Genomic DNA, 16,176 nt, shown 5'->3' with positions numbered 1-16,176 from the left:
GATTCTAGCATGAAATAATAGTTTCGTCACTTGTCTAATTAGTACTTGCGATAAGCAGGAGCCTGATAATTTTCCATAAACCGCAAAATTTTATCAAAATCAGTTTCAAAATAGACAGCATTTAAATAGATATTTTCTAAAAAATCATCCTGGTTCATACGCTTCAGCAACTTATCTAAATAATTATAAAAGCCAGCATAATTATAAAAAGCAACTGGTTTAGCATTATCGCCAATAGCAGTCCAGGAAATAGCCTGACTTATTTCCTCTAAAGTACCAATACTGCCAGGAAGAGCAACCATCCCATCAGCCAAGTTCATCATCGTATCTTTTCGCTTATCCATACTTGGAACTACACGAAAATCTTGTACCTTTTCATAAGCTGCTCCACGATCTTTTAATTCTTCAGTAATAATGCCGTGAACAATACCACCATTTTCTAAAACGCCGTCCGCAACTGCTCGCATCAAACCAAACTTACCGCCACCATAGACTAGCTCAATCTGGTGGTCTGCCATTTTTTGACCAAATCCATAAGCAGCCTTTGCGTATTCAGGACGATTACCTGACCGTGCGCCACAATAAACTGCAATCTTTTTAATCATTTTATCTACCTTATTTCTAAACTAAAAAAATTCTATGCTCATCTATCTTAAAATTATTTCCTATCTGATTACAAATAAAAGAGTACGAAAAATGCACAAGCCTAACTAAGCTTGTGCAAAACTCATATTAATAGTAAATTATTTTTTGTTCTTACCTTTATCTGAGTCTAAAAAGTAAATCAAGGTTTGAAGTTCGGTTGCCAAGTCGACATTTTGAACACGGACGCTTGAAGGTGCAGATAAACGAAGCGGCGTAAAGTTCATAATCCCTTTTATACCAGCATCAAACATTTCATTTGCAGTCTTTTGCGCTGCCGTTTGCGGTACACAAAGGATTGCAATCGTAATTTGTTGTTCACGAAGCTGTTTCTTCATTTCACTCATATCATAAACTGGCACACCTGACATAATTGTTCCAGTAATTTCAGGATTAATGTCAAAAGCGGCGCTAATTCTGATATTATTAGTACGCTTGAAGTTGTAATTCAAAAGCGCATGTCCCATATTACCAACACCTACTAAGGCAACGTTAGTTAAAGTATCTTGGTTCAAAATCTTTTTAAAGAAATTAAGCAAGTTCTTAACATCATACCCGTAGCCACGCTTACCTAAGGCACCAAAGTAAGAAAAATCACGACGAATTGAAGCACTGTCAACTTGAACTGCTTCAGCAAGTTCAGTTGAAGAAACTTTTTCTTTTCCTTCATCATTTAAAAAGATCAAATAGCGATAATACAGTGGCAAGCGTCTAGCAGTAGCCTTAGGAATCTTAATTTCATCCATTAAGAGGCCTCTTTCTTTTATAAAATACGAATGTGAAATATTTACTAATCAAACTAATAATAGGCATTCTTTAAGGATAAATCAAGAAACAATTTTCACAAAGATAATATTTTCATAAAATTTAAAACATTCACTATGTTAAAATAAGCACTAGGAGAAAAATAATTATGATTATTGCACAAGCTCAAGACCTCGAACAACGTTTTGGAGGCAATACTATCTTCAGTAACATTTCTTTCTCGGTTCCTGACAATGCCAGAATCGGTCTTGTCGGACCTAACGGAGCTGGGAAAACTACCTTATTAAAGATCATGACTGGTCAACAAGAACCAACGAGTGGTCAATTTACTATTAATAAGGGATTAAAAGTCGGCTACATCGCCCAGGAAAATGGTCTCGATGAAGACAAAACAATCTGGGATGAAATGCTTACTGTTTTTAATGATTTAATTGAAAAAAATAAAAAAATCACCAAAATGCAAGAGCAAATTGCCGACCATCCAGAAGATGAAGACTTGCTCAAGCGTTATGATCAATTAGCTTACAACTTTGAACAAGAAGGCGGCTTTACCTACCAAGCTGAAATTAAGAGTATTCTTAACGGATTTAATTTTAAGGAAAATACTTGGAATAAGGTAATTGGCACCCTTTCTGGCGGTGAAAAGACGAGACTTGCTTTTGTTAAATTGCTTTTGCAAAAGCCACCAGTATTATTACTTGACGAGCCTACTAACTACCTTGACTTAGACACTTTAGATTGGTTAGAAGCATTCTTGAAAAACTATCAAGGCGCAATTATTACTGTTTCTCACGACCAGTACTTCTTAGATCACTTAGCTAATCAAATTTTTGAATTAAACTTTGGCAAGCTGACTACTTTCAAGGGTAATTACAGCCAATACGTTAAAGAACGTGAATTGATGGATAGCCAGCAAGAAGCTGCTTATGAAAAGCAACAAGAAAAGATCAAAAAAGAAGAAGAATTCATCCAAAAGAACTTAGTTCGTGCTTCAACTACTAAACGTGCTCAAAGTAGACGTAAGGTTTTAGACAAGATGGAGCGAATTAAGCCACCTAAGCATAAACAAAAAGTTCGTATTAACTTCACTAGCGAACGTCCTTCTGGAAAAGAAGTACTAATCGCTAAGGATCTGACTATCGGCTATCCTGATAAAGTAATGGTTTCTGATATTGACTTCCAAGTTAATAAGAATGACCGTGTTGCTATTATCGGACCTAACGGAATTGGTAAGTCTACCCTACTCAAAACCATTATGAAAAAGCTAAAACCAAAAGATGGTTCAATTAAATATGGCGCAAGTTTAGACATTGGTTATTATGACCAAGAACTCCAAAGTTTAGATCCTTCAAAAACCGTTCTTGATACGATTTGGGACCGTCACAAGACAATGCCTGAAAAAGACGTTCGCTCTATTTTGGCTTCTTTCTTATTCACTGCCGAAGATATTGATAAAACAGTTGGTCAATTATCTGGTGGTCAAAAAGCTCGACTTACTCTAACTGTTTTGTCTCTTGAAAAAGACAATTTCTTATTAATGGACGAACCTACCAACCACTTAGATATTGAAGCTAAAGAAGTGCTTGAAGAAGCTTTAGATAATTACGACGGCACCCTGCTCTTTGTTTCTCACGACCGTTATTTCATTAATGAATTAGCTAACAAGATTATTTCTGTTCGCGACGGTCATGCTAAGATCTATAATGGTAATTATTCTTACTATTTAGATGAAAAGGCTAAGCAAGCTGCAGCTGCTCAAGAAGCGGAAGCACAAAAAGCAGAAACTGAAACTACTTCATCGGCTAGTCAAAATAAAGGTAAACTATCTTACCAAGAACAAAAGGCACGCGATTCTCAAAAGAGAAAACTAGAACGTGCAGTTAGCGATGCCGAGGCTAGAATTGAAAAATTAGAGGCAGAAGAACAAGAAATCCAAACTGAAATGGCAAATCCAGATATTGCCGCTTCATTTGAAAAGCTTGGACCACTACAAGAAAAATTATCTGCTGTTCAAGAGCAATTGGACCAGGCAAATAATGACTGGGAAAATGCCTTAGAAGCACTAGATGAATTTGAATAAAGTAAAAGATCAAGATTCTCAAAAAATAGAAAATCTTGATCTTTTTTCATGTTTATTTTTATTCAAATTCCTTACGAATCTGCTCACCTTGTTCGTCTAGTTTTGGTGCATCTTTTTGTAAACCATATGAATTCCAAGTTCCATATTTAAGTGGCGAACCTAAAACTTCATTACCATCGGGTAGCGTCTTAACCATCCCGCGCTCAATAATTTGATCAAGGCGTCTAGTCTTATCCACATTCAAAACTAAGCCAGCTGGCACCCCTGCTTTATGCAAAATTTCATCCCATTCTGCGGCAGTCCTAGTTTTAAGCACAGCTTGCATCGCATTCTTAACTTCTTGCCAGTTTTTCTCACGCAAATCATTTGTCTTAAAATCTGCTTGATTAATCCATTCTTCATGCCCTAATGCATTAGATAATAATCCCCATAAATGATCATTTCCACAACAAATGGCAATTGGCTGATCTTGACAATCAAAAGTATCAAACGGATACATATCAGGATGACGATTGCCAATTCTGTGTGGTACTTCATGTGGCCCAAGAGCAATCATTAGGTCTTGCACCATTAAAGAGAAGGTAGAATCTAGCATCGAAACATCTACAGTTGTACCCTTTCCTGTTCGCTCTCTTGCTACTAAGGCAGTGGTAATTGCACTATATCCCATAATTCCAGCAACAACATCAGAAACTGAAGTTCCAACACGTGTTGGCTTGCCGTTTGGTTCACCTGTAGCATCCATCAAACCAGAAACAGCTTGAATAATTGTGTCATAAGCTGCTTGTTTTGACCAAGGGCCATATTGTCCAAATCCAGAAACAGATGCAAAAATTAATTTAGGATACTTTTTCACCATTTCTTCTGGAGCAAAACCTAAACGCGCCATAACACCTGGACGGAAGTTTTCTACAACTATATCAGCCTTAGCAATCATGTTTTCGACTAAAGCATGATCTTTTGGATCTTTCAAATCTAAGGCAATTGATTCTTTTCCTGCATTGCAGATTCTGAAATATTCACTTGAACCATCCGCAATGTATGGTCCCATGTGTCGGGTATCATCCCCGGTTTTTCTCTCAATGTGGATTACTCGTGCACCTGCATCGGCAAGCATTCTTGTACAAGTTGGACCTGACAAGACATGAGTGAAGTCCACAACTAAGATCCCTGCTAATGGATATGGCTTATCCTTATCTAAATGAGGATTACTTGCTTCTAGCTTTGCATAATTTGGTTCTGACATTTTTATGTACACTTTCTTGTTTTAACTGTATTCAAGTCTTATTTTAGATAAAAATATGCGAAATAAAAAGCCATTTGATATCGACGGCTTTGAACTTGTCAAGATTTAAAGTAAATAATTCAGTAGAAGTAGTCCTTTTCTTCCTACTGGTGTATCTTATACAAAAATTTTTTTGTAGAATAACGTTAGGTTCAATATAACAGGTAGCTCCTGTTAGAACTTAGTGACTTTTTAGCATGGCTACACACCCCTCAAATAGTTTAAGTTACGGCGGTGGAAGCTTATGCATAATTGGGTAGACTGGAGAGTTAGACTGCCAAGTGATTTCTTTTGCTATTGCAGTAAGCATTATCTTAGGTGCTCTTGGTACTTGTGCCATACGTATTGCAAAAGCTTACGCAATAATAAAAAAAAGCTAATCACAAGGATTAGCTAGCAACACAGTCATACTTAAGTTACGATTGGAGTTAGTGAGTAGCAGTCACTAACTCCTTTGCTTTTGCTATTATATAATTTCTTTTAGTTATTGTCTACTTTTGAATTTTCTTATGCAGTTACTTCAAAACTAAAAAATAGAAATAAATTAAGGGGGGGAGACACCTTTTATTCCTAATAGTTAACTAAATAAGTATTGGCTTTTGCTAAAATCAAAGATAAATCTTCAAAACTAAATTCCTTAAAGTTTTGCTCTCTAATTCTTTTTTGCGCATCTTCATAGTTTAGCCAAGCAGTCTGCCTAATTTCACTTTCTTGATGTTTTATTTTCTGATCAGGATTGTATTTTGCTAAAAATAAAGTTACAGTCTTTTCAATTTCTGAAGTAACTTGATATGAATAACTTTCACCAAAATCAAAATTAAATTCAGGCTTTAAACCTACTTCTTCAAAAATTTCTCGTTTTGCAGCTTCTTGCGCTGTTTCTCCTGCTTCAAGATGTCCTTTTGAAAAAGCCCATGCACTCTTAAATTGCTTATAAGGCTGACTTTGAATTAATAAATATTGGATTTCGTTATTTTGCTTGCGCCAGATAATCGCGCCTGCTGAATGTTCATGTTTCATGATGTTCTCTCTTTAATATTACAATTCTTCTTTAAACCCATTCCTTGCCCATAACCAAAGGGCAGATTGAAAATCAATAGGTATATAATTGGTACCCTTTATCGCTTCAATCCAAGCTTTTATTACATAATCCTGTACTTTTGTACTTTCTAATTCTTCATCTGTAATCAGCCCAAGTTTATGCGTAGCTCTAATAATATGACGATCTGTAGCAATATAAATTTTATCAGTATTAATCAAAGGCAGATTTGTATACAGATACATCACATACAACCAGTAATTACATAATTTTTTACCAGACAGGTATGGAAAATCCTTTTTCTTCTCTACCTGCATATAATGACGAACTTTTTTAATATCATTGTCAAAATAAGCAAAAAAATCAGTTACTTTTCCATTGAAATTATTATCTAAAGTCTGACAAAGTTTAATCCAAATTTGTGTCTGCTTATTTTTCTGCAAAGCCAAACTATATTTAGTTAAAGCTGCCTGTACTTCAGTAAAATCTTTATTTACCACGTCTTGTGGATTAAATACAAAATTAGTCTCATTATCTTCAAAAGTAGCGGTAGCACTTTTCCACAAGGTATTAGAATTTCGTTGATAGTCTAAAGCAGTTGGCAATGTATAAAAAATAGCATTTACTTCAGAATTAGGATCTAAATTTTGAGGACGTGTATCCTCTGGCATATCACTTCCCCAGTGACCTGATTTATATATTTCATTTAAATGCTCTAATTGTTTTTTTAAGTTATTATCTATCATTTTTTTCAAATACTAATACATCATATTTTCTAGTTTCAATGTTATCTTTATATAATTCTAATTGAGCAGCCAAATTGTCAATTTTTTGTTGTGCTTCCAAAACATTCTTTTTATTATTAATCAATATTTCTAACTCTACAAACCAACCTATCTTATCCACATTATCTAAACAAATATTTATATTTTCTAACTGCGATTTCTGTCTAGTCTTATGTACTGTAACTAATTCATGTAATCCCAATTCATATAATATTTTTTCCATTACCGCGATATCTTCTATCTTAGTTTCCAATTCTAAAGAATTAACGTCACTTAACTTTCGCTTTAAAGTAATAAAATTATCTTTTCCCTCTACTTTTCTTATTCGAGTAACGGCAGTTCCCTTCTTAAAATTAAAGTCCTTTATCTCACTATTTACAAAAATTTTATCTATTTCAATATATTTTTCTAAAAAAACTATTTTGTTCTTTTTACAATTTTCAATAAAAGATGTTAAATTTTTAATTCTATATTTCTTTTCTACCTCAAACATTTATCTCCCAACTCTTTCCGAATCAGTAATAGCCCAGTCTTTTCGCTTATATTTAGGAACATCAATGTCAGCCCAATTTACAATTTTTATATTTTTTCTATCTTTATTAAAATACCAGTACAATAACTCCAATTTAGAAAAATAATCTAATTTTTTTATTTCTTCATCTATATTATTAATATTAGTAAAAAAATATAGACGATCTGTCTTTTTTAACAAAGTTATTCTATCATATAAATATTGCAAATTATTCGAATACATCATACGATATAAACTATTTTCTAATATACTCTGTGGCGAAACAGGACAAATATTATTAGAATAACAAAAAGCACGAACCCAATCTATATGTTTAAAATTATAAAAACTAGCTACAGTATACCCATATTTTATTTTTTCTCTGTCTATTAAACTCAAAAGTCTATTTTTTATTTGAGTCTTGTTTTCTGGATTCAATTTTATTTCTTTCAAATTTTGATTAGATATAATTTTATGAGAAAATTCTTTTGCTGCAAAACATCCATCAAAAAAATCATAAATATCAATATTTTTGTTATGAACCTTGTTCCAATATATTATTTCTGCTATTACTCCCTCTGGCATTTTCTTGTTTTTAGGATTAAATACGAAAAAGTTTTCACATAATAATGCCAGTGATATACAATCTAGCATAACTGGAATTTTACTTCCTCCGTGACTAATAGTAGAAACATAATATCCTAACGCAGATTCAGGATTTAATGGGATTAAATTTTTTCGCATACAGAATTTATGCATATCTAAAATATAATGCATATAATCTCCATCAAAAGAAGTATAGACAAGCTCACGTGGTTTATAATTCATTAAAACTTTTTGAAAGTACTCTATATTTACTGTCTTTAAAATTATAGATATAATTTTATCAATTTTTTGTATTTCTTGCATAGTTATTCACCATCTTTTCCAGTTTACTTAAAGCTTCTTCTAGTAAAGGTAAATAATATTGATATTCTTTTTGTGATGAATATTTAAAATCTAGCATTATATTAAAATGCTCTCCATACGCAACATGAGAATAATAACCATTTTTCAAAAAGTAAGAAAAATTATCTAAAAATCTAAAAATATGATGTTCATGTTTTCTAAATTTCCCCGGTGAAACTACATATATGAGTTTTTTGTAATATCTAATTATATGTTTATAATATGGAACAATTTTACTTTCAATGTTCAAATTTTTATAAATTTGCAGTTCTCTTTTGAAATTTTCATTTTCAAAAATAAGTGTATCATTTAAGCTTAATGTGCTATCAATAAAATTTCTTATATAGCTACTCGTATCACTTCTTAAATTATGAATTTTAATAGCATTTTCAAAATCAACAACAAATAGATCAAGTTTAGAAATAAATTTCAAATTTTTCAGACACACAAGCTGAAAACTATTATCACTTCTAGAAACATTTTTTAAATTAACATGTTTTTTAGTAATTACCATAACATCGTAATCACCCGAATTAGACTTTAAATGATAGGCAATACTACCTATATAATGAATTAATATGATGTTTTCTTTACCAAGCAAGTCATAACATAACTTCTCTATCTTTTTATTATCTTGCTTAAAAGAAAAATCTTTCATTTCCTTAATTAATGTTATCCTGTCAGTGTCCACTGCTTTCATAACGTTTTAGCCCCACTTTCCAAACTATTGATGAAATAATAATTACTGATACGGTAATCATCATGGTTAACAATAAAATTTTTTTATTGTTGCTTTTATTAAGAATTAATATTGCTGGATAAAATGAAATAAATGCATACGGAAAAATAAAAGTAAGAAAAGAACTTATAAATGTGTTATATATATCCAAGGGATATTTAGCAAACGCTGACAAATTATCAATTGAACTAGTTACTGGATACCCAGTTTGTGTCCAAAAAGCTATTGACATTGTCATTACTTTTAGAAAAAAAATACATAATACAGATATAAACTGATACAACAAAATAATCAGTACGGCATAAATATTAAATTTTTTTATGTCTAACAAAAAATAATAACTTATCAGTCCCCAGCCTAAAAAGATATTTATTAATTGGAAAAAATCAAATTGCGTAGAAAATATCTGTAATAGAATTGGACAAGGTCTAATCATTAACGAATCTAAAAATCCTTCCTGAATATATTCTTCTAAGTTATATATTCCAGCGGAAAAAAAATCAGCAGATCCCTTATTTATTAAATATAATCCATAAATTAAAACTAACTCATTTATTTTCCATCCATTTAAACTAGGTAAGTTTTTAATTGTGATATATATAAAAGTTAACGTTACTATCTGATTTATAAATATATTCAGTACATTAAGAAAAAAATCAATTTTATGTGTAATAAAAATTTTAAAGTTATACTTAGTCAAATAAAACATTTTTTTCATTAGATTACCCACCAAAAGATTCCAGTTTTTTTAACTGTCTATTCCACAAATAACTACTTAGTTGATAAAAAATAAAGATCCAAAAAATTGATATAAAAAAGTTGATAAAAATTTCTTTTCCAATAATGCGCCTCATGAATATCTCAATTGGAACTGATCTTAATTGAATAAATGGCAAAAAATTTATTATTTGATGTACCTTAAAAGGCAAGAAAGCTAATGGAAAAAATGCACCCGACAAAAAATTAATAATAGTTAACTTTAAGAAATATATCCCTTTAGATTTTATAGTCTTTATTAGAAAGCTAGAACATATTAAACAAATAAAATAATTTAAAAGGAATGCATTGATAAGACTTATAAAAAAAAGCAAACTTTGTAATCCACAAAAATAAACTTTAAACTTATTTACTATAAGCCAAATTAATACATATACGGGAACAAATAAAACAATAGATCCCAATATACTTCCAAATGCCCGAAAAAAAAGTTCTACTCTATAATTTATTGGTTTTATAAGATTCATAGTAATATTTCCATTATCCAAATCTTTGGCAACTTTAGCTTCAAAAGATACATAGGTAAATGCCTCAATTATTTTAGATATAATGCAATAATTTAAAATTTCCATTTTAGAGAATCCGTTAATGGTTGCAGTAGAAGCATTATTATATATTGCTAACCATAAAAATAACTGGACTAATAATACAATCGTATTTGCAAATACCCATAACATAAACCGAGATTTATAAGCTAAGTAATTTTGTTTTAATTCAGCTAAGGAAAAAAAATAATAACTTTTTATGGAAGACATTTTATTTTTTAGTTTCATTATCTTTATAGACTCTCTCTATAATTTCTTCCGTAGGATAGTTTCTTAATTCTACATTGAGCGAATCATCAATTTCTCCTATTATTTCCATCACTTTAGCAAAATTCGTTTGATCTTTTTTTAAAATAATCTCTTTTACTTTGTTTCTTTCTGCCACACTAACTGATATTTTGTTTTTGTTTAATATAGAAATAAGCTTATTAAATTTACAATCAGTTAAATTACTAAATTCTAACAATTTATAATTTCCATATTTTGTCTTAAGCTTTTCCATAGAATTATCGTATATTTTTTTGCCAGAATTTATAATTAAAATTCTTTTGCATAAAGTCTCAATATCGTTTAAATCATGCGTTGTCAGTATAATTGTTGTACCATACCTTTTATTTATATCTAAAATTGCCTCCCTCATTTTATTTTTTGCCTGAAAATCTAATCCAATTGTCGGTTCATCTAAAAATAATATTTTGGGATTATGAAGCATACTGGCCACGATATCAGCCTTCATTCTTTCTCCTAATGACAATGTTCTAACTAAAGAATTGTATAAATTAGAAATGCCAAATAAATCATCAAAATAGTTTAATATTCTAGCAAATTCACGATTCGAAATTTTATATAAACTTTTTAATAGCTTAAAACTATCAATCACTGGTAAATCCCACCATAATTGACTACGTTGACCAAAAACTGCTCCTATATTTTTTGCGTTTCGTATTCTAGACTCATATGGAATAATACCATCAATCTTTACTTCTCCCTTACTTGGCGTCAAAATTCCACACATTATTTTAATCATTGTACTTTTTCCTGCGCCATTCATTCCGATATATCCTACAATTTCTCCAGATTTTATCGTAAAAGATATTCCATTAATTGCGGTTTTATCACTATTTTTTGTATGAAATACTTTGTAAATATTATGCACTTCTATTAGCTCATCCATAGTAATTTTTCCACTTTCTATTTTCTATGCTGTAATAATAGGTAATGTTGTCCACCAATCCATCTTTTTACTCCTTTACTAAAAATTTCATCTTCAATATTATCATCACAAAAATAAAAGGCTTGATTCGTTTCAAATAAGAAACAATCAAGCCTTTTTATACAGGCCAATTTGTAACGCCTGCAATACATCCCATATCTAACAAATCTATTTTCATCTTTTTTGCTAAGTCAATTTGATTATTAAAAAGATACTGATAATATTTTTTAGATAATTTATAAACCATTAAGTGTGGACTAGAATCTAAATCATTAAGAAATTGTAATGCAGAATCGATATTCTTTTTATCAAACACTTTTTTCCTGTAATCAAATCTCCAATGTAAATAATTATCACAAAGCATTGCATATCGTTCCTTTACACTTTCCGAATAATTATTTCTTCTCCTAAGTTTTAAAAAAAATAGTTCCATTTCATTTTCTACTTGTTCCGGATCTAAGACCACTAGTGCTGTCGAAAGTAAACGCAATGCACCTGGATTTTTTATCCAGTTGGAATTTGAATTTATTGCAACTAAAACCTCTTTTTTAAAATTTTCACTTAAAAATGATACTTTATTTTCTAAATAAGCCGTTGCAATAATCGCCCGGTATTTTAAATATTTATGGTTTTCTAAGAGCAAAATTTTTTCTAAAATGTCTTCAGCTAATACACAATCGTGATTATTAACTGCTAAACCCATTTTTTGTGAGAGTTCTATTGCCAACTGTTTTTCTTTTGAAGTATATGTATTCTTTACTTTGTTAAAGAAATTGCTAATATCGATATCATGTTCTAAAAGTAATGCAATCAAAAGATTACTCTGAATCTCAATTTTTCCATTTATTAATTTTGAATATGTTCCCTTAGCAATAATTCCTGCCGCCATTTCTTCATGAGTCAAGCCAAGCTGATTTTGCTCTTCTTTTAATGCCTCACCTATTGTCATATATTTATATTTTCCTCTCCCCAAAATAAAAAACGTTCTGTCAGACATAATTATATCCAACAAAACGTTTTAGTTTCTATCCTAATCTAAACCACATTTTTCAAAAATCTCATCAACATGCTTCAAGTGATAATGATAATCAAATGCATCATCTAAATCATCTTCAGACAAGTAATTCATAACTTCACTATCTTCAATTAGCTTTCTAAATGAAGTTTGTTCTTGCCATGACTTATTAGCTAATTTTTGAACCATGTCATAAGCTTTTTCGCGTGATAAGCCTGCTTCATCAATTAACTTCAAAAGCACGCGTTGTGAATAAATCAAACCATAAGTACGGTCCATATTCTTAAGCATTGTTTCTGGGAAAACATCGAGGTTAGTCAAAATTCTGTTAAAACGGTTCAACATGTAATCAATTCCAATTGTTGCATCAGGTAAAATCACACGTTCAGCACTTGAATGAGAAATATCTCTCTCATGCCATAAAGCTACATCTTCATAAGCTGGCACCATAAAGCCGCGCATTACTCGAGCCATACCGCATAGGTTTTCTGAACCAATTGGATTATGCTTGTGAGGCATTGCAGAAGAGCCTTTTTGACCAGCTCTAAAGTGTTCTTCAACTTCATGAATTTCACTACGTTGCAAACCGCGAATCTCTGTTGCCCAATTTTCAATGCTTGTGGCAATTAAAGCAATCGTAGCAATATAGTATGCATGTAAGTCTCTTGGCAAAACCTGACTAGTAACTGGTTGCTGAGTTAAACCTAGTTGCTTTAAAACGCTAGTTTCAACTGCTGGTGGAACATTAGCAAAAGTACCAACAGCTCCAGAAATCTTACCAGATTCAACATCTTTAGCAGCAGCCTTAAAGCGTTCAATGTCACGATTAATTTCTGCATACCACCGAGCCAACTTTAAACCAAAAGTAGTTGGTTCTGCTTGAACACCATGAGTTCTTCCCATCTCAACAGTGTACTTGTACTTACGAGCACTATCTGCAATTGTTTCTTTTAAAGCTTCTAAATCTTTAAGAATAATTTCGTCAGCTTGCTTTAAGATATAGCCTTGTGCAGTATCCACAACGTCGGTTGAAGTTAAGCCGAAGTGAACCCACTTCTTTTCTTCACCTAAACTTTCGGAAACTGTTCTAGTAAAAGCAACTACATCGTGGTGAGTAATTGCTTCTAATTCACTAACGCGTTCTACTGTAAAAGAAGCATTATCAGCAATCTTCTTAGCATCTTCGGCTGGTACTTCACCAAGCTCTGCCCAAGCGTTAGTTGCTGCAATTTCAACTTTTAACCAAGCGGCGTATTTATTTTCTAATGACCAAATTTTGCCCATTTCGGGACGAGTATAACGTTCTAGCATAAATTACATTTCCCAAGGATTTTTCAAAACAATAGTTTGTTCACGATCTGGACCAACTGAAACAGTAACTAAAGGAACACCAACTAATTCAGAAACGCGGTTCAAGAACTTCTTAGCGTTTTCTGGTAAGTCTTCCCAAGTCTTTACATTAGTAATATCTTCATCCCAAGCTGGTAATTCTTCATAAACAGGCTTACATCTGTATAATTCTTTCAAACTTGCTGGGTAGTAGTCAATCTTCTTACCATCAAGTTCATAAGCAGTAGCAATTTTAATCTTGTCAAAACCAGAAAATACATCTAATAAGTTCAAACTTAAGGCATTGATACCAGCAACACGCTTTGCGTGACGAAGAGCTACTGAGTCAAACCAACCAACACGACGTGGACGGCCAGTAACAGTACCATATTCATGCGCAGTTTCACGAATGCGATCGCCAACTTCATCTAATAATTCAGTTGGGAATGGACCTTCACCAACACGAGTAGTGTAAGCCTTGCAGACACCAATTACAGTATTTAAGCGGTTAGCACCCATTCCAATACCAGAAGCAATTCCGCCTGAAATAGTGTTTGAAGAAGTTACATATGGATAAGTTCCTTCATCAATATCAAGCATTACACCTTGCGCACCTTCGAATAAGACTTTTTCATCATTGTCTAAAGCTTCATTTACCACTACTGAAGTATCAGTAACGTATTTCTTCATCTTTTGACCATATTCAAGATACTTTTCAAAAATATCTTCAAACTTAAGTGCAGGTTTGTTATAAACCTTAGTAAACAAAGCATTCTTTTCAGCTAAATTAGTACGTAATTTTTCTTCAAAAGTATCTCTTTCAAGTAAATCACAAACGCGAATACCAATTCTTGAAGCCTTATCCATGTAACAAGGACCAATACCGTTCTTGGTAGTTCCGATCTTCTTGTCACCTTTAGCTTCTTCTTGATAAGTATCTTGCAAAATGTGGTAAGGCATAATTACGTGTGCTCGATTAGAAATCTTTAAGCCACTAATGTCGATACCTTCTTTTTCAAGGTTGTCTAATTCTCCGAACATTACTTCTGGATTGATAACTACACCATTACCAATTACAGCACCCTTCTTAGCAGCAAAAATTCCAGATGGAATTAGGCGCATCTTGAAAGTCTTATCTCCAATTTCAATTGTGTGGCCTGCATTGTTACCACCATTTGAACGTACAGCCATTGCTGCATCTTTACTTAAGAAATCGGTAATTTTACCCTTTCCTTCGTCGCCCCATTGACTACCTACAACTGCTATTGCTGTCATTTGATTTCACCTCATAAAAATCATTTTCTTAAAACCGAAGACTAGTTTAACAATCTATATCTTAATAGTCAATTGATTTCCGAACATTTTTAATAATCAATAAAATAAACATTCATTTTTGCTCTTGACTTTACCCAACAACCCCCGTATATTAACTCATGTAGTTTTTAAAAAGCACGAGGTAAATTAGATGAGCAATTACTTTAGTATGGAAGCCTTCGATTATGATGATATTCAACTTGTACCGAATAAATGCATTATCAAGAGCCGCAGCGAGGCTGACACAAGCATAAAATTTGGAAGCCGAACATTTAAGATTCCAGTAGTTCCAGCTAATATGGAGAGCGTAATTGATGATGATTTAGCTATTTGGTTAGCAGAAAACGGCTACTATTATGTAATGCACCGTTTTTATCCAGAAAAGCGCGCTGACTTTATTAACATGATGCATGATAAAGGTTTATTTGCTTCAATTTCTGTTGGTATTAAAGATAGTGAATACGATTTTATCGACTACTTGGCTAAAGAAAGTATTCTCCCTGAATATATTACAATCGATGTAGCGCACGGTCATTCTGACTACGTCATCAAAATGATCAAATACATTAAGGATAAGTTACCCGATACCTTCCTAACAGCCGGCAATATTGCAACTCCTGAAGCAGTTCGTGAATTAGAAAATGCTGGAGCTGATGCAACTAAAGTTGGTGTTGGACCAGGACGTGCTTGTATCACTAAGTTAAAAACTGGTTTTGGTACAGGTGGCTGGCAATTAGCAGCACTTAGAATGTGTTCTAAGGCAGCTAGAAAACCGTTGATTGCCGACGGTGGTATTCGTCATAATGGCGATATTGCTAAGTCTGTCCGCTTTGGCGCTTCAATGGTAATGATCGGTTCGCTTTTTGCAGGACACGAAGAATCTCCTGGCAACTTAATTACAATTGATGGCAAGAGATATAAGCAATATTGGGGTTCAGCTTCTGAAGTTCAAAAGGGAGCCTACCGCAATGTTGAAGGAAAGCAAATGTTGGTTCCTTACCGTGGTTCTATTAAAGATACCTTGCGTGAAATGCAGGAAGATTTACAGTCTTCTATTTCATACGCCGGCGGTAAAGACTTAAGTGCAATTCGAGTAGTAGATTATGTTATTGTAAAATCTTCTATTTTTGATGGCGATAAATAAAATTTAAATCATGAGAGGCGAAGTATTCATATTAAGTGGATACTT

Annotated in this window: 16 protein-coding genes; 2 read left to right on the top strand and 14 right to left on the bottom strand. The window is 32.4% G+C overall.

Features of this window, described 5'->3' with window-relative positions; genetic code table 11:
* Positions 1 to 38: 38 nt before the first annotated feature.
* Both QM512_RS00310 and QM512_RS00305 read right to left on the bottom strand, forming a co-directional pair.
* Complete coding sequence (locus QM512_RS00310; RefSeq protein ID WP_282805579.1) at positions 39 to 605, bottom strand: LOG family protein; 567 nt, start codon at positions 603 to 605, stop codon at positions 39 to 41.
* 138 nt (positions 606 to 743) lie between these two features.
* Positions 744 to 1,388, bottom strand: coding sequence for a redox-sensing transcriptional repressor Rex (locus QM512_RS00305; protein ID WP_282805578.1), 645 nt, complete (start codon positions 1,386 to 1,388; stop codon positions 744 to 746).
* Positions 1,389 to 1,555: 167 nt separating this feature from the next.
* Here QM512_RS00305 and abc-f point away from each other — a divergent pair, with 167 nt between their 5' ends.
* Complete coding sequence (gene abc-f, locus QM512_RS00300; protein WP_282805577.1) at positions 1,556 to 3,487, top strand: ribosomal protection-like ABC-F family protein; 1,932 nt, start codon at positions 1,556 to 1,558, stop codon at positions 3,485 to 3,487.
* A 58-nt stretch (positions 3,488 to 3,545) separates the two neighbouring features.
* Here the strand turns inward: abc-f and QM512_RS00295 are convergent, their stop codons facing one another.
* The 12 genes from QM512_RS00295 to QM512_RS00240 form a co-directional block, all read right to left on the bottom strand.
* Positions 3,546 to 4,733, bottom strand: a complete 1,188-nt coding sequence (locus QM512_RS00295) for a CoA transferase (RefSeq protein WP_282805576.1) — start codon at positions 4,731 to 4,733, stop codon at positions 3,546 to 3,548.
* A gap of 609 nt (positions 4,734 to 5,342) precedes the next feature.
* A complete protein-coding gene (locus QM512_RS00290) occupies positions 5,343 to 5,792 on the bottom strand; it encodes a bis(5'-nucleosyl)-tetraphosphatase (protein WP_282805575.1) in 450 nt (149 codons plus the stop codon).
* A gap of 18 nt (positions 5,793 to 5,810) precedes the next feature.
* A complete protein-coding gene (locus tag QM512_RS00285; RefSeq protein WP_282806431.1) occupies positions 5,811 to 6,557 on the bottom strand; it encodes an HhH-GDP family DNA glycosylase in 747 nt (248 codons plus the stop codon).
* Complete coding sequence (cyaB, locus tag QM512_RS00280; protein ID WP_282805574.1) at positions 6,547 to 7,089, bottom strand: class IV adenylate cyclase; 543 nt, start codon at positions 7,087 to 7,089, stop codon at positions 6,547 to 6,549. The genes QM512_RS00285 and cyaB overlap by 11 nt, the downstream gene beginning before the upstream one ends.
* The gene (locus QM512_RS00275; RefSeq protein WP_282805573.1) at positions 7,090 to 8,016 is read right to left on the bottom strand and encodes a hypothetical protein; all 927 of its coding nucleotides are present in this window, start codon (positions 8,014 to 8,016) and stop codon (positions 7,090 to 7,092) included. It abuts the gene before it with no gap.
* The gene (locus tag QM512_RS00270) at positions 7,994 to 8,755 is read right to left on the bottom strand and encodes a hypothetical protein (protein ID WP_282805572.1); all 762 of its coding nucleotides are present in this window, start codon (positions 8,753 to 8,755) and stop codon (positions 7,994 to 7,996) included. Before QM512_RS00270 ends, QM512_RS00275 begins: the two co-directional genes overlap by 23 nt.
* Positions 8,736 to 9,512: an ABC transporter permease gene (locus QM512_RS00265; RefSeq protein WP_282805571.1), complete on the bottom strand. Its 777-nt coding sequence runs from the start codon at positions 9,510 to 9,512 to the stop codon at positions 8,736 to 8,738. Before QM512_RS00265 ends, QM512_RS00270 begins: the two co-directional genes overlap by 20 nt.
* Positions 9,513 to 9,516: 4 nt before the next feature.
* The gene (locus tag QM512_RS00260; protein ID WP_282805570.1) at positions 9,517 to 10,344 is read right to left on the bottom strand and encodes an ABC transporter permease; all 828 of its coding nucleotides are present in this window, start codon (positions 10,342 to 10,344) and stop codon (positions 9,517 to 9,519) included.
* Positions 10,328 to 11,290: an ABC transporter ATP-binding protein gene (locus tag QM512_RS00255; RefSeq protein ID WP_282805569.1), complete on the bottom strand. Its 963-nt coding sequence runs from the start codon at positions 11,288 to 11,290 to the stop codon at positions 10,328 to 10,330. Before QM512_RS00255 ends, QM512_RS00260 begins: the two co-directional genes overlap by 17 nt.
* A gap of 157 nt (positions 11,291 to 11,447) precedes the next feature.
* The gene (locus tag QM512_RS00250; RefSeq protein WP_282805568.1) at positions 11,448 to 12,326 is read right to left on the bottom strand and encodes a helix-turn-helix domain-containing protein; all 879 of its coding nucleotides are present in this window, start codon (positions 12,324 to 12,326) and stop codon (positions 11,448 to 11,450) included.
* Positions 12,327 to 12,359: 33 nt separating this feature from the next.
* Positions 12,360 to 13,655, bottom strand: coding sequence for an adenylosuccinate lyase (gene purB, locus QM512_RS00245; protein WP_180873587.1), 1,296 nt, complete (start codon positions 13,653 to 13,655; stop codon positions 12,360 to 12,362).
* 3 nt (positions 13,656 to 13,658) lie between these two features.
* The gene (locus tag QM512_RS00240; RefSeq protein WP_195185662.1) at positions 13,659 to 14,948 is read right to left on the bottom strand and encodes an adenylosuccinate synthase; all 1,290 of its coding nucleotides are present in this window, start codon (positions 14,946 to 14,948) and stop codon (positions 13,659 to 13,661) included.
* A 190-nt stretch (positions 14,949 to 15,138) separates the two neighbouring features.
* Between QM512_RS00240 and QM512_RS00235 the strand changes: the two genes are divergently transcribed.
* Entirely contained in the window at positions 15,139 to 16,131 is a 993-nt protein-coding gene (locus QM512_RS00235) for a GMP reductase (RefSeq protein WP_282805567.1), read from the top strand.
* Positions 16,132 to 16,176: the final 45 nt, after the last annotated feature.

The organism is Lactobacillus isalae (assembly GCF_947539375.1).
Lineage (GTDB): Bacteria > Bacillota > Bacilli > Lactobacillales > Lactobacillaceae > Lactobacillus > Lactobacillus isalae.
This window is presented reverse-complemented; position numbering and strand designations above follow the sequence as displayed.

Coding starts and splice junctions, on each gene's coding strand:
- QM512_RS00310 (WP_282805579.1), bottom strand. CDS start 605: ATGATTAAAAAGATTGCAGTTTATTGTGGCGCACGGTCAGGTAATCGT.
- QM512_RS00305 (WP_282805578.1), bottom strand. CDS start 1,388: ATGGATGAAATTAAGATTCCTAAGGCTACTGCTAGACGCTTGCCACTG.
- abc-f (WP_282805577.1), top strand. CDS start 1,556: ATGATTATTGCACAAGCTCAAGACCTCGAACAACGTTTTGGAGGCAAT.
- QM512_RS00295 (WP_282805576.1), bottom strand. CDS start 4,733: ATGTCAGAACCAAATTATGCAAAGCTAGAAGCAAGTAATCCTCATTTA.
- QM512_RS00290 (WP_282805575.1), bottom strand. CDS start 5,792: ATGAAACATGAACATTCAGCAGGCGCGATTATCTGGCGCAAGCAAAAT.
- QM512_RS00285 (WP_282806431.1), bottom strand. CDS start 6,557: ATGATAGATAATAACTTAAAAAAACAATTAGAGCATTTAAATGAAATA.
- cyaB (WP_282805574.1), bottom strand. CDS start 7,089: ATGTTTGAGGTAGAAAAGAAATATAGAATTAAAAATTTAACATCTTTT.
- QM512_RS00275 (WP_282805573.1), bottom strand. CDS start 8,016: ATGCAAGAAATACAAAAAATTGATAAAATTATATCTATAATTTTAAAG.
- QM512_RS00270 (WP_282805572.1), bottom strand. CDS start 8,755: ATGAAAGCAGTGGACACTGACAGGATAACATTAATTAAGGAAATGAAA.
- QM512_RS00265 (WP_282805571.1), bottom strand. CDS start 9,512: ATGAAAAAAATGTTTTATTTGACTAAGTATAACTTTAAAATTTTTATT.
- QM512_RS00260 (WP_282805570.1), bottom strand. CDS start 10,344: ATGAAACTAAAAAATAAAATGTCTTCCATAAAAAGTTATTATTTTTTT.
- QM512_RS00255 (WP_282805569.1), bottom strand. CDS start 11,290: ATGGATGAGCTAATAGAAGTGCATAATATTTACAAAGTATTTCATACA.
- QM512_RS00250 (WP_282805568.1), bottom strand. CDS start 12,326: ATGTCTGACAGAACGTTTTTTATTTTGGGGAGAGGAAAATATAAATAT.
- purB (WP_180873587.1), bottom strand. CDS start 13,655: ATGCTAGAACGTTATACTCGTCCCGAAATGGGCAAAATTTGGTCATTA.
- QM512_RS00240 (WP_195185662.1), bottom strand. CDS start 14,948: ATGACAGCAATAGCAGTTGTAGGTAGTCAATGGGGCGACGAAGGAAAG.
- QM512_RS00235 (WP_282805567.1), top strand. CDS start 15,139: ATGAGCAATTACTTTAGTATGGAAGCCTTCGATTATGATGATATTCAA.